The organism is Citrobacter telavivensis, assembly GCF_041807075.1.
GTDB lineage: Bacteria > Pseudomonadota > Gammaproteobacteria > Enterobacterales > Enterobacteriaceae > Citrobacter_A > Citrobacter_A telavivensis.
On sequence record NZ_JBGUBF010000002.1, the window covers coordinates 700,241 to 727,012 of the forward strand.

Consider the following 26,772-nt stretch of genomic DNA (forward strand, 5'->3'; position numbering starts at 1 on the left):
AGGCCCGGTAAGCGCAGCGCCACCGGGCAACAGGTGAATTACTTAGTGAAAGGGCGCGTGATGAGCCCAATGGGGCCGGTGGTGTACCAGCGACGATTACCCCGACTACGGGAGTCGCGACCCACGGCCTGAGTCAGACGGTCCAGAATGATGGCGAGGATCACAATGCCGACCCCACCGACGGTAGCCAGTCCCATGTCGAGACGACCGATACCGCGCAATACCATCTGGCCCAGGCCACCGACGGCAATCATGGAGGCGATCACCACCATCGAGAGGGCGAGCATGAGCGTCTGGTTGACCCCCGCCATAATGGTTGGCATCGCCAGCGGTAGCTGAACTTTGAACAGCATCTGACGCGGGCTGGCCCCGAACGAACGTGACGCTTCGATCAGATCGGCTGGAACCTGGTTAATCCCGAGGATCGTCAGACGCACAATCGGCGGCAGCGCAAAGATGATCGTCACGACTACTCCCGGCACGTTACCGATACCGAACAACATCACAATCGGTACCAGATAGACGAACGCCGGCGTCGTCTGCATGGCGTCGAGCAGCGGACGAACGATCTTCGCCGCCCGTGGACTGCGTGCCAGCCAGATCCCCATCGGCAGGCCGATCACCACGCAGAACAGCAGGGCGGTCAACACCAGTGCCAGCGTAATCATCGCCTGCGACCAGGCACCGATAGCGCCGATCGCAATCAGGGAAATCAGCGTCGCCACGCCCATCCCGACGCCGGAAATCTGCCAGGCGATCAGCGCGAAAATGAGAATCGCCACCGGAGCCGGCATTCCCAGCAGCAGTTGCTGGAAACCGTTAAGGATATAATCCACCGGCACACGAATGCCCTGGAAGAGAGGTCGAAAATGGGTGACTACCCAGTCAATTCCTTCGGTAACCCAACTGTCGAGCGGGATCAGCGTTTTATGGAACGGATCCATAATATTGAAATGTTCTGGTGCAGGCGCAGGCGCGCTGGTCAGCCAGTCTGCGCTGCCGCTATCGGCAGGCGTCCCTGACGGCGTGCCCCAGGCGTCAGCGGATTGTGCGGCGCTATCGGCCGCCGGTGCGGTATCCCACGGATTGGATTGATCAGCCATTGTTTGTCCCCTCGCGATCTAAAGCCTGTAGCAGCATGCGTTTTGAAATAATGCCGACATACTGTTGTTCCTCATCGACAACCGGCACCGCGCACGGCGCTTGTCCGACATGAGAGAGCAACTCGCTAAGCGGGGTTTGCGCATCCACGGCCAATGGCGCGTCGATCAGCGCCCCTTCCATGCCCTGGGCCTGGGCTAATGCCGCCTTTAATGAGTCAATGGAGACCACACCAACAAACTTATTGCCGCGTTCGATGACGTAACCGTATTCCCGGTCTTCATCCTGCAATAATTTCAGGGCAGAACGGGGGCCAAAGCCCGGCGTTTTACGAATCAGTCCGACCGGGCTACGGCGGGCAATATCTTTCGCGCTAAAGACCTGGCTAATATCGACGCCACGGAAGAAGGTGCGGACATAATCGTTCGCCGGATTATTCAAAATTTCATCCGGTGTACCGACCTGAACCACTTCACCATTCTGCATAATGGCAATTCGGTCGCCAATACGCATCGCTTCATCGAGATCGTGGGAAATAAAGACCACGGTTCGCTGATGTTTCGCCTGCAGTTTTACCAGTTCATCCTGCATCTCGGTACGAATTAAGGGATCAAGCGCGGAGAAGGCTTCATCCATTAATAAGATGTCAGGGTTAATGGCTAATGCACGGGCGAGCCCGACACGCTGACGCATCCCGCCGGAAAGTTCATCCGGATAGCCGTGGGCGTAATTCTCAAGTCCCACCTGACGCAGGGCGTCCAGCGCTTTTTCGCGACGTTCCTCAGCGCTTACGCCGGCTAATTCCATGCCGAATGCCGTATTGTCCAGAACGGTCATGTGCGGCATGAGCGCAAATGACTGGAAAACCATCGCAATCTTTTTTCTGCGCACCTCGCGGAGTTCGGCATCCGATATTTTTGCGATATCAACGCCGTCGATCAGTACCTGTCCACGGGTGGGTTCAATCAGGCGATTGAGAAGGCGTACCATTGTGGATTTACCCGAACCGGATAATCCCATGATGACAAATATCTCGCCTTCTTCAATGGCCAGACTGGCGTCTTTAACGCCAAGCGATAGCCCTGTTTTTTCCAGAATTTGTTCTTTTGAAAGTCCTTTTTCAATATATTTGAAGGCGCGCTGCGGATGCTCTCCAAATACTTTGTATAGATTCTTAACTTCTAATTTAATTGCCATGCAATAGAAAGATTCCTGTTATTTATATATATCGATATGTTACCTGATAGAAATAGTCACCTTTTTCTACCCTAACATACTGAGAATCTGAGACAACCCTGAATGTGAAATGAGGCTAAATAGGGTAGAAGGCAAATTGCCGGGACTTCCCATGATATAAGGGCTGAGAGCAAACCACGGCCGGTGAATATTTTTTGTAAGGACCACTGGAAAGGCGCCTGAATTTCGAAAATTCAGGCGAATATGGCAACAGCTATTGAGTGTAGATCACCCTGAAATAGTTGGGTGATAAAAACGTGATCTGCTTAAAATATTAACGTCATTATTGTAGTGATATTCCCCATATTAATTTGCGTTAAAAATTCCAGTCTTCGTCTTCCGTTTCGACGGCTTTACCCATCACATATGACGACCCCGAGCCAGAGAAAAAGTCGTGGTTTTCGTCGGCATTGGGCGAAAGCGCAGCCAGGATCGCCGGGTTCACCTCCGCCATTTCCGCCGGGAACAGCGCCTCGTAGCCCAGGTTCATTAACGCCTTGTTGGCGTTGTAACAGAGGAACGCGTTAACATCCTCAGCCCAACCGGTGTTGGCATACAGTTCTTCGGCATAACGGACTTCGTTATCGTACAGCTCCATCAGCAGTTCGAGAGCAAAATCCTTCAGCTCATCACGTCGGGATTGAGACAGTTTTTCCAGTCCTTTCTGGTACTTATAACCAATGTAATAACCATGAACCGCTTCGTCACGAATGATCAGCCGGATCAGATCGGCGGTGTTGGTGAGCTTGCCACGGCTGGAGAAATACATCGGCAGCCAGAAACCGGAATAAAACAGGAAGGATTCCAGAAACACGCTGGCAATCTTTTTCTTTAAGGGGTCGTCGCTGGCGTAATGTGCGAGGATAATTTGTGCCTTCTGCTGTAACGGCGCATTTTCCTCACTCCAGGCGTAGGCGGCGTCGACATCTTTAGTCTGGCACAGCGTAGAGAAGATGGAACTGTAGGAGCGGGCGTGCACCGCTTCCATAAAACAGATGTTCGACAGCACCGCCTCCTCGTGCGGCGTCAGCGAATCCGCCATCAGCGATGGAGCGCCGGCGATGTTCTGGATGGTGTCGAGCAGCGTCAACCCGGTAAAGACGCGGATGGTAAGCTGCTGCTCGGCGGTGCTCAGGCCTTGCCACGCCGGAATATCGTTAGACAACGGCACTTTTTCCGGCAGCCAGAAGTTGCTGGTCAGGCGGTTCCATACTTCCAGATCCTTGTCATCCTGAATCTTATTCCAGTTGATGGCGCTCACGCGTGATAATGTCATACCGCTCTCCTTACAGTGCGCACGAGACGCAGCCTTCAATTTCAGTGCCTTCCAGCGCCAGTTGGCGCAACCGAATGTAATACAGCGACTTAATGCCTTTTCGCCAGGCATAGATCTGCGCCTTGTTGATATCGCGGGTGGTGGCGGTATCGGGGAAAAACAGCGTCAGCGACAGGCCCTGATCGACGTGTTTAGTGGCTTCAGCATAGGTATCAATGATTTTCTCCGCGCCGATTTCGTAGGCGTCCTGGTACATGTCCAGATTCTCATTGGTCATGAACGGGGCAGGATAATAGACGCGCCCGGTCTTGCCCTCTTTGCGAATCTCCACTTTCGAGACAATCGGGTGAATGCTCGATGTCGCATGATTGATATAAGAGATTGAACCCGTCGGCGGCACCGCCTGTAAATTCTGGTTGTAGATGCCATAGCGCATCACCTCGTCGCGCAGGTACAGCCACATTTCGCGCGTCGGCAGCGTGATGCCGCTACGGGCAAATAGCGCACGGACTTTCTCGGTTTTCGGCGTCCAGCTCTGTTCCAGATACTGCGTGAAAAACTCGCCGCTGGCGTAGCGAGACTGCGCAAATCCGTCAAAGGTCTGCCCACGCTCACGCGCCAGCCGCATCGACGTATGCAGCGCATGCCAGGTAATGGTGTAAAAGTAGAGATTGGTGAAATCCAGTCCTTCTGGCGAACCATAAGCGATGCCTTCACGCGCCAGATAGCCGTGCAGATTCATTTGTCCCAGCCCGATGGCGTGAGAGGCGGCATTGCCGGCGGCAATCGACGGGACGCTGCGAATATGGCTCATGTCCGACACCGCCGTCAGCCCACGAATCGCCGTTTCCACCGTCCGACCAAAGTCCGGGGAATCCATGGTGTGGGCAATATTCAGCGAGCCGAGATTGCAGGAGATATCCTGCCCGGTCTGCGCGTAGTCAAGGTTCTCATCGTAGGTGGAGGCGCTGTTGACCTGCAAAATTTCCGAACACAGGTTGCTCATATTGATGCGGCCCGCAATGGGGTTGGCGCGATTCACCGTATCCTCATACATGATGTAGGGATAGCCGGATTCGAACTGAATTTCTGCCAGTGTCTGGAAAAAGTCGCGGGCGTTAATGTATTTTTTGCGCACCCGCTCGTCGGCAACCAGTTCGTCGTACCGTTCGCTTATCGCGATATCGCCAAAGGGTTTACCGTAAAGACGCTCGACGTCATAGGGCGAAAACAGCGCCATCTGCGCATTCTCTTTGGCCAGACGGAAAGTGACGTCCGGGATCACCACGCCCAGGGAGAGCGTCTTGATGCGGATCTTTTCGTCGGCGTTTTCGCGTTTGGTATCGAGAAAGCGCAGAATATCCGGATGGTGCGCGTGCAAATAAACCGCCCCCGCTCCCTGACGCGCGCCAAGTTGATTCGCATAGGAAAAGGCATCTTCCAGCATCTTCATCACCGGGATCACCCCGGAGGACTGGTTTTCGATGCGCTTGATAGGCGCGCCCGCTTCGCGCAGGTTAGAGAGTAAAAACGCCACGCCGCCGCCGCGTTTAGAAAGCTGAAGCGCGGAGTTCACCGCCCGGCCAATCGACTCCATGTTGTCTTCAATACGCAGCAGAAAACAGGAAACAAGTTCGCCGCGCTGCTGTTTTCCGCAGTTTAAGAAGGTGGGCGTGGCGGGCTGGAAACGCCTCGAGAGCATCTCATCGGTCAACTGTGACGCCAACACTTCATCGCCCTGCGCGAGCGTCAGCGCCACCATCACCACCCGGTCTTCAAAGTGTTCCAGGTAGCGTTTACCGTCAAAGGTTTTCAGCGTGTAGCTGGTGTAAAACTTCCAGGCTCCGAGGAAGGTCTGGAAACGAAAACCGCTGGCGTGGGCGCGGGCAAACAGCGTCACCACGAAAGCGCGATCGTAGCGAGTCAGAACGCTTTCGTCGTAATACCCTTCGCGCACCAGCGTTTGCAGGCGTTCCTCCTGACTGCTAAACGTGACGGAGTGAGGGTGAACGTGAGCGGTAAAAAAGGCGTCAACTGCCTGCCTGTCTTTATCAAACTGAATACGACCTGCTTTATCGTACAGATTCAGCATGGCGTTCAGCGCATGGTAATCCAGCGATTCCTGCATTACGCGTTCTGCGGTTGTCGTTGCCAAAATTCGCTTACTCCTTTTCGAACGTTGTCGATGTCGGCGGGTGTTCCCATCAGCTCAAAACGATAGAGCCAGGGCACGGCGCATTTTTGGGCGATCACTTCTCCTGCGCGACCGTACGCCTCGCCGAAGTTACGATTGCCAGAGGCAATAACGCCGCGAATTAACGCCCGGTTGTGGGCATCATTTAAAAAGCGAATCACCTGTCGCGGGACCGCGCCAGCCGTGCCCCCGCCCCCGTAAGAGGGCACCACCAGAATGTAAGGTTCGTCTACCCGGATCCGTTCGCGTTCATTCAGCGGAATGCGAACGGCGGGCAGCCCCAGACGCTGCATAAAACGGTGCGTATTTTCGGAGCTGCTGGAGAAGTAGACGAGCGGGTTCATGCGCTGGCCACCCGGGATTCAGGATGCAGGCGGTTGATCATATCCGGCCGAAACCCAGACCAACTGGTCTCACCGGCAATGACGACCGGCAATTGACGAAAACCTTGTGCACGCAGGATATCCGCCGCGTCGGGCACCAGATCGACGTTCACCATCTCAAATTCAAATCCACGGCTTTCCATCGCCCGTTTGGTGGCGTGGCATTGAACACAATCATTTCGAGTGTAAATAGTAATGCGCATGATTCGTATTTCCATTTAAAATGAGAGAACGGCGCGATAAGTCGCGTCGGGTTGGGTGTGTACTGATAGAGAGAATACTAGATGTAGTTGAAAAAAGTTTCAACCATACAAGATATGGGAATTATAGATTGATTACTCCCCACCGATGAGCCCGGCGGGGAGCGGGAATTTATGGTGATAAATCGTCAGATTACATCCGCATTCCAACGGCCAGGCGGTTAAAGCAGTTCATCAGGCCGACAGCAAAGGTCAGGTCGCTAATTTCGCGAGCGCTAAAATGCGCGAGCAGCGGCAGATAAACGTCATCTTCGGCATGGGTTCTGGCGATGTCGGTCACCGATTCCGCCCACGCCAGCGCCGCGTGCTCCAGCTCGCTGAAATGATGGCTGACCCGCCAACCGGCCAGCGCGTCCAGTTTACTTTGCGCGACGCCCGATTTACGCAGCGCCTTGCTGTGCATCTCCAGACAAAACGCGCAGCCGTTGATCTGCGAAATACGCAGGTAAATCAACTCCATTAGCGTGGTATCCAGCGCGCTGTTTTCCAGTGCCGTTTTCGCCTGTACCAGGGCGTTATAGACTTCAGGGCTGAGTTCATAGTAGGGCTGGCGTAACGTCGTCATTGTGCATCTCCTCGTGTTGATGGCCGGCAATGTAGCACTATAATGGACTGCATAAGAGAGCCATATTTTTATGAAAAAAGCAGACCATATGCCGCGCTATAAGCAAATTGCCCGCCAGTTAAAAATCGCCATTGAACGTGGGGAACTCAAGCCCGGTGCCAGACTGCCATCCAGCCGTACCTGGTCGCAGGAGCTGGGCATTTCGCGTTCGACGGTGGAAAACGCCTATATGGAGCTGGTGGCGCAGGGCTGGCTTGAGCGGAGAGGGCAGGCGGGAACGTTTGTCAGCGCACAGCTGCAGCCAGAACAGGCGCTTAGTGAACCGGTGGTATTTGCCGGGGAAAGTACGGTCCCTCAACCTTTTCAGATGGGACTTCCCGCGCTGGATCTCTTTCCGCGAGACGTCTGGGCGCGGGTGATGGGGCGACGATTGCGCACACAGACGCGTTTTGATCTGGCGCTCGGTGACGTGTGCGGTGAAGCCGCGTTGCGCCAGGCGATCGTGGACTATCTGCGCGTGTCGCGCAGTATTGAATGTCTGCCTGAGCAGATTTTCATCACTTCCGGCTATGCGGCTTCAATGACCCTCATCCTGCGTTCGCTGGCGACACCGGGCGATGGCATGTGGATTGAAGATCCCGGCTTCCCGCTGATCCGTCCGGTCATTGAGCAGGAAAACGTCGCGCTGCTGCCGGTCCCGGTCGATGACGACGGGCTGAATGTGGAGGTTGGGATCCGCGACTATCCGGATGCGCGTTTTGCGCTGCTCACTCCGGCTCATCAAAGTCCGCTTGGCGTCGCGCTGTCGCTATCCCGGCGTCATCAACTCCTTGAGTGGGCATCACAGTCTCAGGCGTGGATCGTTGAGGATGATTACGACAGTGAGTTTCGTTACCACGGCAAACCGCTGCCGCCGCTGAAAAGTCTTGATGCGCCACAGCGGGTGATTTACGCCGGTACGTTCAGCAAGTCGTTGTTCCCCGCATTGCGCTGTGCGTGGCTGGTGGTGCCGATAAACCAGGTGGGATGCTTTCGTCAGCAGGCGATACGGATGGCTTGTAGCGTGCCGCTACTCTGGCAGCAAACGCTGGCGGATTTTATCCGCGATGGTCATTTCTGGCGGCACCTGAAAAAAATGCGTCAGCACTATGCGCAGCGAAGACAATGGATTGAACAGGCGCTCGGCGAACAGGGGTTTCAGGTTGTGCCCCAACAGGGCGGGATACAACTGGTGATTGCGGTTGACGGTGATGATACTGCGCCGGTGCGCAAAGCCAACGAGGCGGGTCTGGCGGTTCAGGCCTTAAGCCGCTGGCGGGTGAAATCCGCCGGGCAGGGAGGGATACTGCTGTCGTTCACAAACATCGCTTCTGCAGAAATGGCGAGTCAGGTAGCAACGCGGTTACGGCGGGCAATTCAGGCCGATCTTTAGACGGGCATCGGTGTGCCGGATAAGCATGAGCGCCATCCGGCACGCGCTTCACAATTAGCGACGAAGGCTCAGCAGCGCGCCGACGAAGATCCCCACCGCCGCTGCCGTACCGATGCTACACCAGGGCTTGTCGCGTACAAACGTATCGGCGCAGCCTACGGCATCCCGGGCGGCTTGCTGCACGCGCGTGCGGCCATGCATTTTTGCCCGCGTCTCTTTCAGCAGCGCCTGCGCTTTACGCCGTGCGGCATCCGCTTCATCCTTCGCATCGCTGCCCCATGACTTCAGGACGGCTTCCAGACTATCGGCCAATTGATTGACGTCATTGTGAATATCCTGCACGCCATCATCTACATCGTTTCGGTTCGGTCTGTTAAACATATGATCCTCCAGTGATTTCGATGTGACTTTCAGTTTAGTCGATATTTTTAACTTCTGAGGCAGTTCACGGCGTTATTGCGCGTTTATGGACTTTTCTGAAAGCGTTGCTAATGCTGAATCAGGTAAGGTAAGCCCGCAGTAAAAGATAACGAGGAAAAAATATGTATTTACGACCTGACGAGGTGGCGCGCGTACTTGAAAAAGTGGGGTTTACCGTCGATGTGGTGACACAGAAAACGTACGGTTATCGACGTGGAGAGAATTACGTCTATGTTAATCGTGAAGCGCGTATGGGACGCACCGCGCTGGTGATCCATCCGACATTAAAAGAGCGCAGTTCATCGCTGGCAGAACCGGCAACTGATATTAAAACCTGCGACCATTATCAGCATTTTCCGCTTTATTTAGCCGGGGAAACGCACGAACACTATGGTATTCCCCACGGCTTTAGTTCGCGTATCGCGCTTGAGCGCTATTTGAATGGACTGTTTGGCGAAGCGAATTAATTAAGCGACTGGCATCGCCAGTCGCGGAGTGATTTCAGGCTTTGACCTGCTGGTAGCGGCTCACTCTGAACAGGCGGCGGCAGTAATCCAGGAAATAGCCATATACCGCCCCCATCAGCATTGATATCACAATATTAGAACTGACTGCGGCGGTAATTTGATGCCAGTCAGCGCCTACCGTTAGCAGAATTGCGACATAAACCGGGGACTGGAAGGTGACATAAGCCAGCACGTCCGCCAGGTTTTTTACCCATCCCGCAGAACCCACTTTACGCGACGCTTTCATAAAGAGATCGCGATACATTCCGTAGGGCCAGGCGATCAGAATGTTGACCGGAATGGCGACCAGTCTGGAAGAAAGTGATTGCTCAAAGCTCATTCCGGAGAGGAATATCTCGATCAACATGTTCACGACAGAACAATAAACAACCATCGCGAACGTGTCTGCTACAGCATGACGCAAGCGTGACTGTGGTGAGAACATGCTAATGCTCCTTGTAAAAAGGGATAAAGTCGCCGTTAAATGAGTTTAACTTAGTGATTTAGCGTGGTGTTTTTGCTTGATTATAGAGTATATTGCTGCATTGTAACTATCAACTAGTGAAATATTTTTATTTTTACGCTTTTTGTCGATAAAATACTCTGTAACCGCCTGATTTTTGTGCTGCATAGAGTTTTTGTTGCTGATGTAATTTAAGTGATTAAAAATCAATGTGTTATGTTTATTCGCTGGTTGGAGAACTTCCCGGTGTGGTAAGAACCTCCACTCAATGCTCAACGAACCGACATGAAGGTTATTTAGAGGGGAATGAAAAAATGAGTCTGGATATTATTCAGGATTAAGTAAACTATATTCTTGCCGCAGGATGTCGGTATTCTCCTGGTTATATCACAGGGTCTGGAAAACGCTCTAATAATAGAATACACTACCCGGTGTAATACTTTGTTTTTAGCGTTAAAGGGTTTTAATTACTATGAATTTGATGTTACAGAACTTAAATAATATCCGTTCACTACGCGCCATGGCTCGCGAATTCTCCATTGACGTTCTTGAAGAAATGCTGGAGAAATTCAGGGTCGTCACTAAAGAAAGACGTGAAGAAGAAGAACGGTTACAGCGTCAGCGCGCTGAACAGCAGGAGAAAATTAATACCTTGCTGGAGATGATGAAGGCTGACGGAATTAGTCCGGAAGAGTTATTCGGTGGTGAAGTCGCGACCACGCGGACGGGTAAAAAACGCCAACCGCGTCCGGCAAAATATCGTTATACCGATCTTAATGGGGAAAGCAAAACCTGGACCGGCCAGGGGCGTACACCTAAAGCGATTGCTCAGGCACTGGCGGCAGGTAAATCTCTGGACGATTTTCTGATCTAATTATCCGGGCGGTGAGGTTATCCTCACCGCTTATTTCCCACGGTGTTTCCCGCTTTATTGAGGACGACGGTTCCACGGCATTTTGTCGAGCAGTCTCGCCATTCCACAAAAGCCTGTCAGTCCGGCAAACAGGAGTCCCGCACCCACGAACCCACTGAGCAGAAAGAAACCACTGCTAACGCTGTACCCCAGTACTACGCCCAGTAACGCCAGTCCGCCTGCCGCAATTTGTACCTGACGCATCAGTGGAAGCGGCTGTGATTTATCTTCCGCTGTGGGCAAACCCGCCGCTTTCCAACCGTCAATTCCCCCTTCCAGCAGCAAAGCTTCTGCTGGCGCGACAAGCACCTGCAATTTAGCCGCGTTGTTTTGCGTCCGTTTCCCGGACTGACAATGGAAGATAACGAGCTCACCCCGCAGCCTGGCAGGAAAGCCCCCTTGTTCCAGAGCAGACAGCGGCGCGAGCTGAGCCTGCGGAATATGCTCACGCAGGTATTCGTCGGCATCGCGAATATCAATCAGTCTGGCGCCTTGCTCGATACGGGCCTTTGCGTCGCGCGGGGAAATCGTCCCGATGGTCATGTTCACTCCTTATGGACAATAGACGTTTTTCAATGTGGCAATGAGTGAATTCACCGCTGCATTTTTAATGGAATAGAGGATGCGCTGGGCATCGCGCTGGCTGTCAATCAGACCTTCTTCGCGCATTTTCGCCAGATGCTGTGAGGTGGCCGACGGGCTTAGTCCGGTGGCGCGAGCCAGATCGCCCGCGCTGGTACCCGGTGAGCCGCAAAGCATACACAGGATCAGCAGTCGCTTAGGATTGCTCATTGCTTTCAGCAGGGCCGCCGCCTGTTCAGCGCTGGCCTGAAGTTGTTCAAGTTCGCTCATATGTATTTTAGGTTTTGCTAAATTAAGTAAATTCTAAAATAAAAACGAAACGCATGCCAGCGTAAAGAGCGTAAAAGAGGGTAAAAGCGCGAGAGGAGACTGGCGATCTCCGCTAAGCTCACTACGCTTAGAGATAAAATCTCTTTTTAAACAATAAGTAATTTTTCTTTTTGGAGTGTGTATGGGTTTCTGGAGAATTGTTTTTACGATCGTTCTGCCCCCGCTGGGCGTCCTGTTGGGTAAAGGGTTCGGTTGGGCGTTCATCCTTAATATCATTTTGACCCTGCTGGGGTATATCCCGGGTCTGATTCACGCGTTCTGGGTGCAAACCCGTCCTTCAACGCTTTCTTAACCATCATCCGACAGCCCGATAGCGCGACGTTATCGGGCCACGCCTGTCGCCTCGCAGTCAGAATTTTAAGCGAAACTTTCTGCTACACTTCGTGAGTGTTTATTGTCAATGATCGAGGTGGATATGGGACTTTTCAACTTTGTAAAAGACGCCGGGGAAAAACTGTGGGATGCAGTAACCGGCAATCACGATAAAGACGATTTAGCAAAAAAGGTGCAGGACCACCTGAATAAAACCGGTATTCCGGATGCCGACAAGGTCAATGTACAAGTTGCTGATGGCAAGGCAACGGTGACAGGCGACGGATTAAGCCAGGAAGCAAAAGAAAAGATCCTGATTGCGGTCGGGAATATTTCCGGAATTGCCAGCGTGGAGGATCAGGTTAAAACCGACGTGCCTGCCGCCGAGAGTCAGTTTTATACGGTGAAATCCGGCGATACGCTGAGCGCTATTTCGAAGCAGGTTTACGGTAATGCCAACCTGTATAATAAAATCTTTGAGGCGAATAAGCCGATGCTTAAAAGTCCGGATAAAATTTATCCCGGGCAGGTTCTGCGTATTCCGGAAGAATAAGCGTAGTCAGGATTTCTCTGCCAGCAGTTTACCGGCCATGGCCTGCTGGATAATAGGAATCGGCGTCAGCAAATGTTGACGCATCAGTTCACTGGCGCGTGCCGCATCGCGCGCCAGAATTGCCTCTGTTAGCGTCTGATGCTGAACGTGTTTATCCTCCAGCATTTCAACCGACAACACCGTTTTTCGCAGCCAGATAAACCGATAGCGTGCCGCGAGATCGAACAGCCGTTCGCGCATTTGCAGTAGATACTGCGAACCGCATCCGGCAACGATAGCGGTGTGGTATGCCTGATGGCGTAAATCCCACTCATCCAGCAGATGTTCACTGGCGTCGCTGGCCTCAAGCTTGCTGAGCATATGGGCGCGGGCGAGGATCTCGGCTTCCCATTCGTCACCGCCCCGTTCAATCGCCAGACTCACCAGCATCGCTTCCATGTTGGCGCGGGCGTCGAAAATATCGAGCAGTTCCTGCTCTGACATAGACGCCACCCGATACCCTTTCTGATTCACGACCGTGACCAGCCGTTCCGCCACCAGATGAGAAAGCGCCTCTCTGAGCGGTCCAACGCCAAGAGAATAGCGTGAGGTTAATAAGCTCATGCGCAGTTTTTCATCAGGTTGATAAACACCGCGGATAATGTCGTTCTTCAGCCAGCGGTATCCATCTATGGCCGTCGGATGGGAAATGGCGGTCATGGTCTTACTCCTGAATCCTGTTCCCGGCCTGCGCCGGGAAATCATTTAACGGGTATTTTGCAGCGGTGCCTTTTGCCACAATACCAGTTTTTTCCAGCGCGACATAATCGGCACGGTACAAATAATTCCCAGTCCCAGCAGCCCTGTGGAAATGACTTCCAGCTGTTGCGCCGGGCGAAAGAGCATCACAATCAGCACAAAACTGATAAAGCCAATGACCAGCCAGGTCAGCCACGGATAGAGCCACATTTTCAGTTTGAGCTCGCCGCCTTCCGCCAGCAGGATTTTGCGCATCCGCAACTGGGAAATGGCGATCACCAGATACACCAGCAGGGCGATGGCGCCGGAGCTGTCGATCAGGAACTTAAACACTTTTGCCGGGGCGTAATAGTTCACGACCACGGTTAAAAATGCCGCGCCGGTCGAGAGCAACACCGCCACGTAAGGCGTTTTGCTACGATTGATTTTGCCCATAATCGCCGGCGCGTCACCACGGCGGCTCAGCGAGTAGAGCATCCGTGACGCGGTATACAGCGCGGAGTTCAGGCAGCTGGTTACCGACAGCAGGATCACACAGTCCATGATCAGTTTGGCATGCGGAATATGCAGCAGTTCCAGCACCGATTGATAGGAGCCGACCTCTTTTAGTCCCGGCATGTTCCACGGGATCAGGGCAACGACAACAAAGATCGAGCACAGATAGAAGATTGAAATACGCCAGATCACCGAGTTGGTGGCGCGGACGATATGCTTATCCGGCGTGTCGGATTCGGCGGCGGCAATGGTGACAATCTCAGCCCCCATAAATGAAAACATGGTGATAAGCATCGCGCTCAGCACGGCACCAAAACCGTTTGGCATAAAGCCGCCGTGATCCCACAAGCGCGAGATACCGCTGACTTCAGCGTAAGGGTAAACGCCGCCGATCGCCGCCGCACCGAGGGCGATAAAGGCGAGGATGGCAATCACTTTGCACAGCGCCAGCCAGAACTCAAACTCACCGTAGTTTTTGACGCTCAGCAAATTACTGCCGGTTAACGCCAGCGTGATAACCAGCGAGAACAGCCAGATCGGGACACCGGGAAACCAGGAGTTGAGGATGATTGCGGCGATATTCGCTTCAAGCGGGATCACCAGCACCCAGAACCACCAGTACAACCAGCCGATGGTGTAGCCCGCCCATCGCCCGATCGCTTTATCGGCGTAGGTGGAAAAGGAACCGGTGTCCGGCGTGGCGACGGCCATTTCGGCCAGCATCCGCATGATCATCACCACCAGTAGCCCGGCGAACAGATAGGCCAGCAGGACCGCGGGTCCGGCCTGGGCTATCGCCACGCTGGAACCCACAAACAGACTTGCGCCGATAACCCCGGCAATAGACAGCATGGTGACGTGGCGTGATTTCAGCCCGCCCCCTAAATCATGTGATTGCGACAGTTGCCCCATCTTATGACCTCTTTATTGTTATTGAGCCGTTTGCCGGATGGCGGCTGTGCCTTATCCGGCCTACAAACCATGCCGACTCTGTAAGCCGGATGGCGGCTGCGCCTTATCCGGCTCACAAACCACGCCGACTCTGTAAGCCGGATGGCGGCTGCGCCTTATCCGGCCCACAAACCATGCCGACTCTGTAAGCCGGATGGCGGCTGCGCCTTATCCGGCCCACAAACCACGCCGACTCTGTAAGCCGGATGGCGGCTGCGCCTTATCCGGCCTACAAACCATGCCGACGCTGTAAGCCGGATGGTGACTGCGCCTTATCCGGCCTACAAACCATGCCTACAGAGTAGGCCGGATAAGCGAAGCGCCATCCGGCAATTGGCTGCAAGGGTTAACGTTGCTTAGCCTCGTCAAAGCACTGGGCGATGATCTCCAGACCCTGACGGATTTGCGCATCTTCAATGGTGAGCGGAACAAGGATGCGCAGCACGTTGTAGTACGGCCCGCAGGAGAGCAGGATCAGCCCTTTGTCGCGGGCGCGAGCGACGATCTCTGCCGTCAGTTTCGCGTCCGGCTTGTTGTGGTCGCCGTCTTCAAACAGCTCAATAGCGATCATCGCCCCCAGCCCACGGACATCGCCGATTTCACGATGCGTTTCGGCAATCGCCAACAGGCCGTTGCGCAGGGTTTCGCCGAGCTCGTTGGCTTTTTGCAGCAGATTTTCCTGCTCGAAAATATTCAGCACCGCCAGCGCGGCGGCGCAGGCAATCGGGTTGCCGGCATAGGTGCCGCCCAGCCCACCCGGCGGGATGGCGTCCATCACCTCCGCGCGTCCGGTCACGCCCGCCAGCGGGAAGCCCCCGGCGATAGACTTGGCGAAAGTCGTGATGTCCGGCGCCACGCCCATCTGCTCCATCGCGAACAGTGTGCCGGTACGACCCGCGCCGCTCTGCACTTCATCGGCAATCAGCATGATTCCGTGTTCGTCGCAAATTGCGCGCAGGCGCTGCATAAAGGCTGGCGAGGCGGCGTAAAAGCCGCCTTCGCCCTGTACCGGTTCAATCACGATGGCGGCGATATCTTCCGGCGCGGCATCATTTTTGAAGATGCGGTGAATGCTGGCGATAGCGTCGTCTTCGCTAATGCCGTGCAGGGCGCAGGGGTAGAGGGCGCGATAGACGTGGCCGGGCATCAGTCCCATGCCGGCTGAGTACGGGTTCACTTTCCCGGTCAGCGACAGGGTGTAGTGGGTGCGACCGTGGTACGCGCCGCTAAAGGCGATGGTTCCCGACCGTTTGGTGGCGGCGCGGGCTATCTTCACCGCGTTTTCCACGGCTTCAGAACCGGTGGTGACCAGCAGGGTTTTCTTGGCGAAGTCGCCCGGCACTTTCTGGTTCATTATCTCGCACAGCTGTAGATACGGCTCATAGGCCAACACCTGGAAGCAGGTATGAGACAGCTTTTTCAGCTGTTCTTCGACCGCCGAGACGATCTGCGGATGCAGGTGTCCGGTGTTCAGCACCGCGATACCGCCGGCAAAATCCAGGAACTCACGGCCTTCCACGTCCCAGACCCGACAGTTTTCCGCACGCTCGGCAAAGATAGGGTGGATCTGTCCTACGCCACGCGGAACGGCGTTGCTGCGACGCTGCATTAATTCGTTATTGGTGCTCATCAGGTGTTCTCCAGTCGATTTTTTTATTAAAGGCCGATGCACAGATATTTGATTTCTAAGTAATCTTCGATGCCGTATTTGGAACCTTCGCGGCCAAGACCGGAGGCTTTGATCCCGCCAAACGGCGCGACTTCGTTCGAGATAATGCCGGTGTTAATGCCGACGATGCCGTACTCCAGCGCCTCGCCAACGCGAAAGACGCGGCTTAAATCACGGGCATAGAAATAGGCCGCCAGACCAAATTCGGTGTCGTTGGCCTGCCTGATGACGTCGGCTTCATCACTAAAGCGAAACAGTGGTGCCAGCGGGCCGAAGGTCTCTTCTTTGGCGACCTTCGCGTTGTCAGGCACGTCCACCAGGATGGTTGGCTGGAAGAAATTGCCGCCCAGCGCGTGTGGTTTTCCACCGCTAATCACCCGGGCACCTTTTTCCAGCGCGTCGGCGATGTGCTCCTGCACTTTGGCGACTGCTTTCTCATCAATCAGCGGGCCGGTGGTCACCTCAGGAGCCAGACCGTCGCCGAGGCGCAGTTTGTTCACTGCCTGTTGCAGTTTCTCAGCGAAGCGCTCGTAAACGCCGTCCTGCACATACAGACGGTTGGCGCAGACGCAGGTCTGCCCGGCGTTGCGAAACTTTGAAGCCAGCGCGCCTTCTACTGCTTTATCCAGGTCGGCATCGTCAAAGACGATAAACGGCGCGTTACCCCCCAGCTCCAGGGAGACCTTTTTGATGTCTTTGGCGCACTGTTCCATCAACTGGCGGCCAATCTCCGTCGAGCCGGTGAACGACAGTTTGCGCACCAGTGGGTTGCCGGTCAGTTCGTTGCCAACTGCGCCCGCCGAACCGGTGACGACGCTGAATACGCCCGCCGGGATCCCGGCGCGATTTGCCAGTTCCGCCAGCGCCAGCGCGGAGAACGGCGTCTGGCTGGCGGGTTTAAGCACCATCGTGCAGCCTGCCGCCAGTGCCGGACCCGCTTTGCGGGTGATCATCGCCGAAGGAAAGTTCCACGGCGTAATGGCGGCAGTAACGCCAATGGGCTGCTTAATGACGATCAGGCGTTTGTCGGCCTGGTGTCCGGGAATGGTGTCGCCATAAATACGTTTGCCCTCTTCGGCAAACCACTCAATAAAAGAGGCGGCATAGCTGATTTCCCCTTTGGCTTCCGCCAGCGGCTTACCCTGTTCAAGGGTCATCAGGCGGGCGAGATCGTCCTGATGTTCCATCATCAGATTGAACCAGCGACGCAGAATGTTTGCCCGTTCTTTGGCGGTGAGGTCGCGCCAGGCGGGTAGCGCGCGGTTAGCGGCCTCAATGGCTTTGCGGGTCTCCGCGCTGCCCATTTTCGGTACGCTGCCCAGCGTCTCGCCGTTGGCTGGGTTGGTCACCGCAATGACGTCGCCGCTATCGGCATCGCGCCACTGGCCGTCGATCAAGGCCTGCTGACGGAACAACGTCGGATCGTTAAGTTGCATGATGGCTTCCTGTCTTAAAAAGGTGAACGGGTGAAGGCGGCGTGTAAGGTGTCCACGCTACGTGCCGCACGCAGCGTGCGTCCGGGATTGCTCTGGCTTGCCAGCAGCGTCTGTACCTGGCTGACGATGTGTGCGCCGATGGGGATCGCCGACGTCGCCGCCGGGGAGGGGGCGTTGCAGGTGTGGATCGATCGCGGGGTGGTGACAAACAAAAAATCATCGATCAGCTTGCCGTCCGGCGAGACCGCCTGCGCGCGGACGCCTGCGGGCCACGGTTGCAGATCGCTTAGCGTCAGGCTCGGGCAGTACTTTTGCACCAGCCGCAGATAGCCACTTTTGCACAGCGAGTTTTTCATTTCGCTAAGGCCTGCGCGCAGGTTGTTTTGCAGGACCCGACGAATGCCGGCAGAACCGAGGATCTCCAGCGTGTCACTGAGCGAAAAGTCCTGCTTGCGATAGCCTTCGCGCTTAAACGCCAGTACGGCGTTCGGCCCGACCGTGACGCTGCCGTCGATCATGCGGGTAAGATGAACGCCAAGAAACGGCATTGCCGGATCGGGGATCGGGTAGATCAGATGGTTGACTATCTGGTTGTGTTCCGCGGCCAGACGGAAGTATTCGCCACGGAACGGGCAGATGATAAAACCCGGTTCGATGCCGAGCATTTTTACCAGCCGGTCGGCCATCAGCCCGGAGCAGGTAATCAGCGTTGCGCCACTAAATTCCTGCCCCTGGCGGGTATGCACCACCACGCCCGAGGCGTGTTCTTTCAGGGCGCTGACGTCGGCGTTGTAGATAATCTCGCCGCCTCTGGCCTGGAAGATTTTCGCCATTGCTTCCGTCACGTCGCGGTAGCTGACAATCCCGCTGGACGGCACAAAAATGCCGCCGAGTCCGGTAATGTTTGGTTCGCGCTCGCGCAGTTCCTGCGCATTCAGCCACTCGCGCTCCAGGCCGTTGGCCGCGGTGCGATCCCACAGGGCGCGCATCCGGCCCATTTCCTGCTCAGAGGTGGCGACCAGCATCTTGCCGCAGGTGTCGTAGCGGATGCCGTTTTGATCGCAAAAGGCTTTGGTCGCGCGGTTGCCGGCGAGACAAAACTGCGCCTTCAGACTGCCGGGGGTGTAATAGACCCCGGCGTGGATCACGCCGCTGTTGTGGCCCGTCTGGTGACAGGCCGGGCCAGACTCTTTTTCCAGCAGCGCGATTCGGGCGTCCGGATAAACGTCAATTAACTGCATGGCGGTCGACATGCCAATAATGCCGCCGCCAATAATCACAAAATCATACATCCGCTTGTTCCTTCACGCTTACTGGTGAGTCTGGTAGTGGTGGGTGGAATAAGCGAAGTAGCCGCGCTGGCGCATCAGTTCGCGGCGCAGGTCCGGGTGCGAGGTAAAGCGATCGCGACCGTGCAGCCAGAACAGGTTGTTAATCAGCAGGAATTTGCCCACCGATACCGGAACGGACAGGATGCTTTTGCTGGTTTCCAGCGCATCGGACAGGTCACTCAGCCAGACGCCTTCCTCAAAATCTTTCGGTTGCACGAACTGGTCGATGTAGCGCATGACCGGGCGGCCCTGTTGGTCGACGTCAAACACCGGGTGGAACACATCATGGCTGACGTTCTTGCTGGGCGGCGCGGCGAAGCGCATTGGACGACGAGCCAGGGGATGGCTGAAGTACTTGTCGAGATGTTCCCAGTCGTCGAGATGCAGCAGCAGCGAGTTGCCGCCGGTCATGTTCTGCTCGTCGATCTTCATCATCAGCACATAATCGGTGATTTCTTCGACGTAAGTACCGTCGTTATGCAACTCCATGACGCGGTGCGGCTGGCGCAGATAGCTGTCTGAGTTATCGACATTTTTCACCACGAAGCGCGCATAGTACTGACCACTCATGGCGTCAAAGTTGGAGCGCCCAACCAGATGCGCCACCGCGGTTGCCAGTTTGACCATCTCGTCAGCCTGCGCCACGTCATCGATGCCTTCCGCGTTGATCAACAACGCGCCTTCTGCACGATCGAGCAGCGTTTTCAGCAGCAGCGGTTGCAACTGGTTGTCGCACAGACTGTCGAGGATCTGGCCCACTTTGAAGCGCAGGAACGACTTATATTCCAGCGCCTGCACCGGCCACTGCGCGACCTGCTGAAGAAAGTGTTCCGTCGTTCGGGCAGAAAAGGTCAGCTCCAGCAGACGCGGAGACTGGGCCGACGGTTTCAGCGTAAATCTGCTGTCGTGCTGGCCTGGATCTTCAGCGTTCGGTTTAACGGCAGTCAGTGCATTCATCAGAATCGATCCTCTCAGTAGATGGTCAGGGAAACATGGCGAAGCTCATTTCGTAGCCATAAATTAAAAATATCTACATTTTTAATAAACGCGCACAAAATGAGCTTTTTGTTTCTTTTTTGTGATCAAAAGCAACAAACATTTAACACTGCTAAATGCAGGGATATCGGGATGATTACCGTGAGAAAAGGGAAGAAAAGGTTGAGGAAACCGCCGCTTAGCCTACACTAACGCGGGTTGTGGTGCGTCTGATGAGCGGGGCTTGGGATAAACATGTTGATTAAAAACCTCTTTCGTCGGGTGAAGTGGGTGAGTTCCGGCCTGTTGGCGCTGGTCAAACACGTGGTGCTGACGCTGCTGGTGGTACTGATTGTTTTCCTGGGCGTGCGGGTGTATCAGACGGAGAGCGGACCGGACCTTCATCTCTGGCACACCTGGCACGGGAATGAGATGAGCGCGGCGGCGCTGGACAATGCCACGTTTGCACAGTATCAGGCGCAGGAAGAGATGCTGTTTGCCGATCTGCAAAAACAGGTGGGCGATAAGCTGAGCGCGGATGAGCAGACGCCGATCAACCGTTTCTGGTCGGGCAGCCGGGTTTATCCGGCGCAATTTACCCCCAACGGGAACCGCTCATTCGTGCTGATGCCGCAAGGTAAACCGCGCGGCGTTGCCGTGATGCTGCACGGCCTGACCGATTCGCCCTATAGCCTGAAATATTTAGCGCAGATCTACCAGCGGCAGGGATTCATCGCCGTGGTGCCGCGCCTGCCCGGACACGGTACTGCGCCTGGTGCATTAACGGCGGTCGACTGGGAAGCGTGGCTGGCCGCGACGCGGCTGGCGGTTCGTGAGGCGACGCGACTGGCGGGTACCGAAGTGCCGCTACATCTGGTGGGGTACTCTAACGGTGGCGCGCTGGCGCTGAAATACACGCTGGACAGTCTGGACGACGACGCGCTGCGACGCCCGCGTCAGCTGGTGCTGCTATCGCCGATGATTGGCGTCACGTCATTTGCCCGTTTTGCCGGACTGGCGGGACTGCCGGCGCTGTTCCCTGCCTTTGCCAAAGCCGCGTGGCTTAACGTCACGCCAGAATATAACCCCTTCAAATACAATTCGTTTCCGGTTAATGCGGCGCGGCAGTCTTATTTGCTGACCAAAGCGTTACAGCAGCAAATCGTGCTGGATGCGCAGAATACGCGACTTCACGATCTTCCTCCGGTGCTGACCTTCCAGTCGGTGATGGATTCTACCGTCAGCACCCAGGCGGTAGTGGATTCGCTGTATCGCTATCTGGGGCCAAACGGCAGCGAACTGGTGCTGTTTGATATCAATCAGGCTGCTAACCTGCGACCACTGCTGCGTAGTGCGTCTTATACCGCCGCGGCGACGCTGTTGCCGTCCGTACCGCGTGCTTACCGCACGACGGTGGTGACCAACGCCACGGCGGAAACCGTGACCGTGGTGGCGCGTGACACGCTCGCCGGAACGCGTGAAGTGCAGATTCAGCCGTTACGGGAAGCCTGGCCACAGGAGATGTATTCGCTGTCGCATGTGGCGGTGCCGTTTCCACTGACCGATTCTTTGTACGGGTTGAAGCCGGATGCGTTGAATCGTTATGGGGTGAGCATCGGTACGATAGCGCTGCGCGGAGAGACCGCCACGCTGCTGGTGGGGCTGGATACGTTAATGCGTGTCACCTCGAATCCGTTCTTTCCCTATCTACAGGAACGGGTTGAGGCGGTGGTCGGGGGGCAACGTTAACGCGTTTTATCGCCCCTCCGGGGATGAACGACAGCGGTAAGTTCAGCCCGGTAAACGGATAACAAGCAAAAAGCCGCTTACGCGGCTTTTTGCCTGATGAACGTCAGGATTATTCGCTGATTTTTTTCTCAACGGCGGCGGCGCCTTCTTTGGTCTTATTCCAGCCCTTTTCAGTCCCTTCTTTCGTGGCGTTCCAGCCTTTCTCGGTGCCTTCTTTGGTTTTATTCCAGGTTTTCTGCGAACCTTCACTGACTTTACTGCTTAAACTATCGCTTTTACCTTCGGCGGTATGTTTTGCTTTCAGTCGTTGCTCTTCACCCTGATTCTGTGCCTGGTGCAGTTTTTCTTTTGCGGTATTCGCATTTTCATGCGCGGCAGCCACATCATTATCCGTTGCGTGTGTGGTTGCAGCAAAAACAGGTGAAGCCAGCAGAAGTGCAGATAATGCGATCATGGTCTTTTTCATAATATCCTCGCTTAACATTATTCGTTATTAGCGTGATTAAGCATGACAGCTGAACGAGGCGCTGGCTTTAGGAAAAAACTGTAAGCAGGAAATATCATTTTTTTTCCATGCGTTATGCCGGGAACGCATCACGCAGAATTATCCTGGCGGTGAGAAATAAATATCGTCGCGACTATGGTCAATTCTCGTTCTTTCTACCATGCTTTTTAGACTCGTGACGTTAAGCGGGTAAATGGCATTGTAATAACTTATCTCTCGTCCGGGGCTGACAATGCGTAACATTCTTCCCCCCATTATCGTTACCGTGTTGCTCTTTGTTTTTGGCGTTTTAATTCTTAACGCGCAGCTCTGGTATTCGGCCAGAGCTGACAGCCTTGCGGGTGCGCGGTATGTGGTGAGTGATGTCAATGTCATTCTTGATGAAGCGAGTCGTGCCACCCGTACGGCCAGCAATGTCGCCTTGAAAGGCTGCGACCAGGAAAGTCAGTATCTGCTTGGCATGGAGGCGGCGTTACAGCCCCATCTCAGGACTATCTTTATCTTTCGCCAGGGAGAGATATGGTGTTCGTCGCTACCGGGTAATCGCATGTTGCTTACGCATCTTCCGCAGGTTCCCGACAGCACACTGTTGCTCGCGTCGGCAAAAAATACCGTCAACAAACAACCTGTTCTGTTGTACCAGACGCCGCTCGCCGAAAAGCGAATTGTAGTCACCATCAGCGATCAACATATTCGTGACACATTGCGTACGCCGCTGAAAGGGGTGAGCTACGCGCTTAGGGTCGGCAGCGTGGTGCTGGGATTGTCGGGGGATGTGGTTAAGGTAAGTGAGTCAGAGCGGAATTTTGGCTACGTAAAGTCTGGCCATTATCCCTTCGCGGTAAGATATAACCAACCTTCGCTATTTAGTTTGCACAGACTCATCAGCCAGGGAATGGGCATTATCGTTTTTATTGCGCTGATATCGTGTCTCGCAGGGTATGCTCTCGAACGGTATTTAAACAGAAGCACCACCCCGGAAGAAACGCTGCGCAGGGCCATAAATAAAGGGGAAATTGTTCCTTTTTACCAGCCGGTGGTGAATGGCAGAGAAGGAACGCTGCGAGGGGTAGAAGTACTGGCAAGATGGAAACATCCCACTGCGGGATATATTTCCCCGGCATCCTTTATCCCGGTGGCAGAAAAATCGGGGCTGATTATTCCGCTCACCCAGGGGTTGATGAGCCAGGTTGCCGCGAATATGAACGCGATTGCCAGCAAACTGCCGGAAGGTTTTCATGTCGGAATAAACGTGAGCGCCTCCCATATTTCTTCTCCGTCATTTGTAGCAGAATGCCTGAAATACAAGGAAAGTTTCAGGCGAAAAGATCTGAACCTGGTCATTGAGGTGACGGAGCGCGAACCTTTGCATGTTGATGAACATCTGGTACAAACGCTTAATGTTCTTCATGAAAATGGTTTTGTTATCGCACTGGATGATTTTGGTACCGGGTATTCGGGGCTTTCATATCTTCACGATTTGCACATTGATTATATCAAGATCGATCAAAGCTTTGTTGCACGGGTTAACACAGAAGAAGATTCAACCCGGATCCTGGATTGTGTGCTGGATCTGGCGCGAAAACTGTCGTTAAGTATTGTTGCCGAGGGGGTGGAAACGAAAGAGCAGGTTGACTACCTGAACCGCAACAATATTACCTTCCAGCAGGGTTACTATTTTTTTAAACCGGTCAACTTCACCGAACTGATAAAAATTATCTTATCAAAACCTAAAGTAAAGGTAATCGTTGAGTAGGTGGACTATTTCAATTTGAATGACGCGTATCGGAAGCGTTCACCTCCTGCATCCCTTTTTGCGGGTCAAGAAAATAGCATTTTGTTTTTGATGAATAGGCCTGCGAAGCCGCTTCGCATTCCGAGTAATGGGTAAAGGCGCCAATGACTTCGCTTTTTGTATTGTTGCCGGTAAGCGCAAAAACCAATGCCAGAACGTACATGTTTTATCCTTAACGTAACAACCGTTTGATATTTTGGTTAGTTTAGAAATAATGTGTTGTTGTACTTTTATTGATGGTGATAAGTAAATATTAATGATGATAAGTAAACATAGAATGCTTTTATTCCTTCTGATAATACGTATTGAATAACTGAATACAAGTCAAAAACTCCGGAAAGTCCGTTTTCGGATAACTTATCTTTTATTTATGATGTGAATAAATAGCGAACCTGATTCGTATCATAGGGATACGACCAGGGAGTGAGATTGCGTCGACCCCCCGCCAGGGCCAAAGCGGAATCGGGCGTGGAAGGTCCGTCGCGTTGATACAGCGGTAAACTGACGATTTGCTCATTGCCAGAAACTGGGCCCTGGACGACATTACTCATAGGTGACTGTCATATTAACTTGTCCCGTCACCGGTCCTGTATAGCTGGCACCATTACGTTTAATGGCACCGCGCTGGACAAACCGCGCACCAAACTGCGCCGTATCCTGACTGTTATAACTGAGATCTTCAGCATTTGATTTAACCTGTCCTTTGCTACCCGTACTGACAGGATAACTGGGGGAGGGAGAGGCGGTGCTATTGACATCAATCCGGCTACCGTTATAAGACATCTCAACTTCTAACCCTTCAATAAACTGACCCCCATTGTCATACACAGAGATATTTTGGTTCAGTAATCCAACTGAGCCAGCATCCTGAAAGCTAAATTTCACGTTATTCACTTTTCCAGAACATTCAATATTAAGATTGATCGGCTTTATGGCACCGTAAGCGGGTAAAATGCCCGTATTTCTGCCTGCCACATCGGTCCAGCGCTCCAGGTTTACCTGATAATCAGTTGCTCCTCTCAATCGGCAGGCCGGGGCAGCAATCGTTATTCCACCCGCTCCGAAAATAGTCGGTACATCCAAAGATGTTGTAGCGGTATTAGAAGATCCTGCTACCCGTATTGAATGCGTATGAGAAAGTGAACCACTGCTAATAGATAAATTGCTTGAAGGTTGAACATTTCCGATTTTAACTAACTCGCCACGTACAGAGTATGAGACATAATTAATATCAGCCCCCATATGGTGTTGAAAACCTGGAGATGCTATAAGTACTTTTGATTTGAACGAGGGTTGTACCCAATTATAATTTTGTAGCAAGATGGTGTATTCTTGCCCAACTTGTGCTGGACTATTTCCTGTTATCATAACCTGGGATGTCATGCCACCAATTGGATACCCTGTATTCTGGGCATTTATTGTCGTTGGCGTAACGTATAATTTCAAGCCAATCCCGGGGTTATTGGTAAGCCAATAATAATCATGGTAATTATTGGACCATTTTCCCAGGAAGTAGAGCGATGTATTAAAATATGATTCTGGATCGCTACCACCTGGCCGGGTACTTATAACATCTGTATTAACCGTCGTCGCGGTATTGCACATCGTGATGAAACCCGGCGCAAAATCATTATATCCCCAACTATAGAGTACACTACCGTTAGGTAGACTATTATCCACTAACAGGGTGCGCTGCTGAGACAGGGGCTGCAGCGTTGGGTAACTGAAGCTACAATTAGCAGCAGGGGCTCCATTCGATGGCCAGGTAGGTATTTGCGTCAGGTTAAGCGTAATTGCCCGAATATTCCCCGCACCAGCCCCCAGAACGATGACAACAACGGTATTTATTAATCTGGTTCTCATAACCGTACCTCAATCGTCAGTACGCCGGTTTCACCGCCAAAATCATTAATTGCGCTGTAGGTGAGGGTGGCAGACTTGCCGATTAACCCCTTTGGCACGCTATACCGCTGGCTGCTCATTGGCGCGGGCATTTCGGTTTTGTCTTCCAGCCGGGTTTCGCTTACGCCGCCTGCCTTCAGGGACAGTTGACCGAAGCTAATGTAGTAAGGGGTGGGGTTCGTTGCTTTCAGCCAGACCGTACCGCCATCGCGTTCAACGCTCCAGGTCAGCGATTTCACCGCATCCGTCGCCTTACCGCTGTCCAGTCCTTTCGGGCGGACGAATATTTTTAATCGACTGCGAATCGCGAGGACCAGTTTGTTATTCTCACTGTCTTTGGCTTTCGGGGGAATTTCCTGTATCGATAACCAGTATACCGATTCCCGGTTTTGTGGAATTTCTCCCGGTAAAACAACCAGACGTAATTTTCCTTGCTGTTTTCCGGTGAGTTTCATCACGGGCGGGGTTAATACTAAAGGCAGGTTATTTTCATTACCCTTTAAATCTTCCAGCCATGACTGAACCAGATACGGTTCCTGGCTTTCATTAACGATCTCAACAGGGGTTTCTTTATCGTCTGCGTAAGCCACAATACGCGTCAGTTGCGGACGAACGGCACTCCAGCTGTGTACCGGAATTAAAAAGCTCAATGCAGCGCTGATTAACAGTGAATGTTTAATGGTCTTTAACAACATAATTC

Annotated in this window: 29 protein-coding genes; 7 read left to right on the top strand and 22 right to left on the bottom strand. The window is 53.6% G+C overall.

Annotated features, from left to right (window positions below; translation table 11 throughout):
- Window positions 1-38 precede the first annotated feature (38 nt).
- The 7 genes from proW to ACERJC_RS14420 form a co-directional block, all read right to left on the bottom strand.
- A complete protein-coding gene (gene proW / locus ACERJC_RS14390) occupies window positions 39-1,103 on the bottom strand; it encodes a glycine betaine/L-proline ABC transporter permease ProW (protein ID WP_152402578.1) in 1,065 nt (354 codons plus the stop codon).
- Complete coding sequence (gene proV / locus ACERJC_RS14395; protein ID WP_373671936.1) at window positions 1,096-2,298, bottom strand: glycine betaine/L-proline ABC transporter ATP-binding protein ProV; 1,203 nt, start codon at window positions 2,296-2,298, stop codon at window positions 1,096-1,098. The genes proW and proV overlap by 8 nt, the downstream gene beginning before the upstream one ends.
- Window positions 2,299-2,653: 355 nt before the next feature.
- Window positions 2,654-3,613, bottom strand: a complete 960-nt coding sequence (gene nrdF, locus ACERJC_RS14400; RefSeq protein WP_373671937.1) for a class 1b ribonucleoside-diphosphate reductase subunit beta — start codon at window positions 3,611-3,613, stop codon at window positions 2,654-2,656.
- Window positions 3,614-3,623: 10 nt separating this feature from the next.
- On the bottom strand, window positions 3,624-5,768 hold the full coding sequence (gene nrdE / locus ACERJC_RS14405; protein WP_373671938.1) for a class 1b ribonucleoside-diphosphate reductase subunit alpha: 2,145 nt from the start codon (window positions 5,766-5,768) through the stop codon (window positions 3,624-3,626).
- Window positions 5,741-6,151 carry a class Ib ribonucleoside-diphosphate reductase assembly flavoprotein NrdI gene (nrdI, locus tag ACERJC_RS14410; RefSeq protein ID WP_152402586.1) on the bottom strand — a complete coding sequence of 137 codons (411 nt, stop codon included), beginning with the start codon at window positions 6,149-6,151 and terminating at the stop codon, window positions 5,741-5,743. The genes nrdE and nrdI overlap by 28 nt, the downstream gene beginning before the upstream one ends.
- Window positions 6,148-6,393 carry a glutaredoxin-like protein NrdH gene (gene nrdH, locus ACERJC_RS14415; protein WP_152402587.1) on the bottom strand — a complete coding sequence of 82 codons (246 nt, stop codon included), beginning with the start codon at window positions 6,391-6,393 and terminating at the stop codon, window positions 6,148-6,150. Before nrdH ends, nrdI begins: the two co-directional genes overlap by 4 nt.
- Before the next feature lie 190 nt (window positions 6,394-6,583).
- A complete protein-coding gene (locus ACERJC_RS14420) occupies window positions 6,584-7,015 on the bottom strand; it encodes a carboxymuconolactone decarboxylase family protein (RefSeq protein WP_373671939.1) in 432 nt (143 codons plus the stop codon).
- 88 nt (window positions 7,016-7,103) lie between these two features.
- Between ACERJC_RS14420 and pdxR the strand changes: the two genes are divergently transcribed.
- Window positions 7,104-8,447 carry a MocR-like pyridoxine biosynthesis transcription factor PdxR gene (gene pdxR, locus ACERJC_RS14425; RefSeq protein WP_373671972.1) on the top strand — a complete coding sequence of 448 codons (1,344 nt, stop codon included), beginning with the start codon at window positions 7,104-7,106 and terminating at the stop codon, window positions 8,445-8,447.
- 54 nt (window positions 8,448-8,501) lie between these two features.
- On the opposite strand, the gene ACERJC_RS14430 is transcribed toward pdxR, so the two are convergent.
- Window positions 8,502-8,828 carry an ElaB/YgaM/YqjD family protein gene (locus ACERJC_RS14430; RefSeq protein ID WP_152402592.1) on the bottom strand — a complete coding sequence of 109 codons (327 nt, stop codon included), beginning with the start codon at window positions 8,826-8,828 and terminating at the stop codon, window positions 8,502-8,504.
- Between the two features lie 161 nt (window positions 8,829-8,989).
- On the opposite strand from ACERJC_RS14430, the gene ACERJC_RS14435 reads away from it, so the two are divergent.
- Window positions 8,990-9,334, top strand: a complete 345-nt coding sequence (locus ACERJC_RS14435) for a DUF2002 family protein (RefSeq protein ID WP_152402594.1) — start codon at window positions 8,990-8,992, stop codon at window positions 9,332-9,334.
- 34 nt (window positions 9,335-9,368) lie between these two features.
- Here ACERJC_RS14435 and alaE read toward each other — a convergent pair whose 3' ends face one another.
- Complete coding sequence (alaE, locus tag ACERJC_RS14440) at window positions 9,369-9,818, bottom strand: L-alanine exporter AlaE (protein ID WP_286632140.1); 450 nt, start codon at window positions 9,816-9,818, stop codon at window positions 9,369-9,371.
- Between the two features lie 490 nt (window positions 9,819-10,308).
- Here alaE and stpA point away from each other — a divergent pair, with 490 nt between their 5' ends.
- Window positions 10,309-10,710 (top strand): DNA-binding protein StpA, encoded by a 402-nt coding sequence (stpA, locus tag ACERJC_RS14445; RefSeq protein WP_152402599.1) that lies wholly within the window; start codon window positions 10,309-10,311, stop codon window positions 10,708-10,710.
- 54 nt (window positions 10,711-10,764) lie between these two features.
- Here the strand turns inward: stpA and ACERJC_RS14450 are convergent, their stop codons facing one another.
- Together ACERJC_RS14450 and ACERJC_RS14455 are read right to left on the bottom strand one after the other, a co-directional pair.
- The gene (locus tag ACERJC_RS14450; RefSeq protein WP_373671940.1) at window positions 10,765-11,292 is read right to left on the bottom strand and encodes a rhodanese family protein; all 528 of its coding nucleotides are present in this window, start codon (window positions 11,290-11,292) and stop codon (window positions 10,765-10,767) included.
- A 9-nt stretch (window positions 11,293-11,301) separates the two neighbouring features.
- Window positions 11,302-11,601, bottom strand: a complete 300-nt coding sequence (locus ACERJC_RS14455; protein ID WP_152402603.1) for an ArsR/SmtB family transcription factor — start codon at window positions 11,599-11,601, stop codon at window positions 11,302-11,304.
- Window positions 11,602-11,782: 181 nt separating this feature from the next.
- Here ACERJC_RS14455 and ACERJC_RS14460 point away from each other — a divergent pair, with 181 nt between their 5' ends.
- The gene (locus ACERJC_RS14460) at window positions 11,783-11,953 is read left to right on the top strand and encodes a YqaE/Pmp3 family membrane protein (protein ID WP_042326004.1); all 171 of its coding nucleotides are present in this window, start codon (window positions 11,783-11,785) and stop codon (window positions 11,951-11,953) included.
- A 123-nt stretch (window positions 11,954-12,076) separates the two neighbouring features.
- Entirely contained in the window at window positions 12,077-12,526 is a 450-nt protein-coding gene (gene lysM, locus ACERJC_RS14465; protein WP_373671973.1) for a peptidoglycan-binding protein LysM, read from the top strand.
- Window positions 12,527-12,532: 6 nt separating this feature from the next.
- Here lysM and csiR read toward each other — a convergent pair whose 3' ends face one another.
- The 6 genes from csiR to glaH all read right to left on the bottom strand — a co-directional run bounded on the left by csiR (window position 12,533) and on the right by glaH (window position 20,103).
- The gene (csiR, locus tag ACERJC_RS14470) at window positions 12,533-13,225 is read right to left on the bottom strand and encodes a DNA-binding transcriptional regulator CsiR (protein WP_373671941.1); all 693 of its coding nucleotides are present in this window, start codon (window positions 13,223-13,225) and stop codon (window positions 12,533-12,535) included.
- Window positions 13,226-13,270: 45 nt separating this feature from the next.
- A complete protein-coding gene (gene gabP, locus ACERJC_RS14475; protein WP_286632136.1) occupies window positions 13,271-14,671 on the bottom strand; it encodes a GABA permease in 1,401 nt (466 codons plus the stop codon).
- 385 nt (window positions 14,672-15,056) lie between these two features.
- On the bottom strand, window positions 15,057-16,340 hold the full coding sequence (gene gabT / locus ACERJC_RS14480; RefSeq protein ID WP_152402611.1) for a 4-aminobutyrate--2-oxoglutarate transaminase: 1,284 nt from the start codon (window positions 16,338-16,340) through the stop codon (window positions 15,057-15,059).
- 26 nt (window positions 16,341-16,366) lie between these two features.
- Window positions 16,367-17,815, bottom strand: a complete 1,449-nt coding sequence (gene gabD / locus ACERJC_RS14485; protein WP_373671942.1) for an NADP-dependent succinate-semialdehyde dehydrogenase — start codon at window positions 17,813-17,815, stop codon at window positions 16,367-16,369.
- A 14-nt stretch (window positions 17,816-17,829) separates the two neighbouring features.
- The gene (gene lhgD, locus ACERJC_RS14490; protein WP_373671943.1) at window positions 17,830-19,107 is read right to left on the bottom strand and encodes an L-2-hydroxyglutarate dehydrogenase; all 1,278 of its coding nucleotides are present in this window, start codon (window positions 19,105-19,107) and stop codon (window positions 17,830-17,832) included.
- 18 nt (window positions 19,108-19,125) lie between these two features.
- Window positions 19,126-20,103, bottom strand: a complete 978-nt coding sequence (glaH, locus tag ACERJC_RS14495; RefSeq protein WP_152402618.1) for a glutarate dioxygenase GlaH — start codon at window positions 20,101-20,103, stop codon at window positions 19,126-19,128.
- A 279-nt stretch (window positions 20,104-20,382) separates the two neighbouring features.
- On the opposite strand from glaH, the gene ACERJC_RS14500 reads away from it, so the two are divergent.
- Complete coding sequence (locus ACERJC_RS14500) at window positions 20,383-21,870, top strand: alpha/beta hydrolase (protein ID WP_373671974.1); 1,488 nt, start codon at window positions 20,383-20,385, stop codon at window positions 21,868-21,870.
- Between the two features lie 109 nt (window positions 21,871-21,979).
- Here the strand turns inward: ACERJC_RS14500 and ACERJC_RS14505 are convergent, their stop codons facing one another.
- Complete coding sequence (locus ACERJC_RS14505) at window positions 21,980-22,336, bottom strand: KPN_00521 family repetitive protein (protein ID WP_042325986.1); 357 nt, start codon at window positions 22,334-22,336, stop codon at window positions 21,980-21,982.
- 271 nt (window positions 22,337-22,607) lie between these two features.
- Between ACERJC_RS14505 and pdeG the strand changes: the two genes are divergently transcribed.
- Window positions 22,608-24,131: a cyclic di-3',5'-guanosine monophosphate phosphodiesterase PdeG gene (gene pdeG / locus ACERJC_RS14510; RefSeq protein WP_373671944.1), complete on the top strand. Its 1,524-nt coding sequence runs from the start codon at window positions 22,608-22,610 to the stop codon at window positions 24,129-24,131.
- A 10-nt stretch (window positions 24,132-24,141) separates the two neighbouring features.
- Here pdeG and ACERJC_RS14515 read toward each other — a convergent pair whose 3' ends face one another.
- The 4 genes from ACERJC_RS14515 to ACERJC_RS14530 form a co-directional block, all read right to left on the bottom strand.
- A complete protein-coding gene (locus ACERJC_RS14515) occupies window positions 24,142-24,333 on the bottom strand; it encodes a hypothetical protein (RefSeq protein WP_152402626.1) in 192 nt (63 codons plus the stop codon).
- A 201-nt stretch (window positions 24,334-24,534) separates the two neighbouring features.
- Complete coding sequence (locus ACERJC_RS14520) at window positions 24,535-24,714, bottom strand: AlpA family phage regulatory protein (protein WP_373671945.1); 180 nt, start codon at window positions 24,712-24,714, stop codon at window positions 24,535-24,537.
- Entirely contained in the window at window positions 24,714-26,033 is a 1,320-nt protein-coding gene (locus tag ACERJC_RS14525; protein WP_373671946.1) for a hypothetical protein, read from the bottom strand. Before ACERJC_RS14525 ends, ACERJC_RS14520 begins: the two co-directional genes overlap by 1 nt.
- Window positions 26,030-26,767, bottom strand: a complete 738-nt coding sequence (locus ACERJC_RS14530) for a fimbrial biogenesis chaperone (protein ID WP_373671947.1) — start codon at window positions 26,765-26,767, stop codon at window positions 26,030-26,032. Before ACERJC_RS14530 ends, ACERJC_RS14525 begins: the two co-directional genes overlap by 4 nt.
- Window positions 26,768-26,772: the final 5 nt, after the last annotated feature.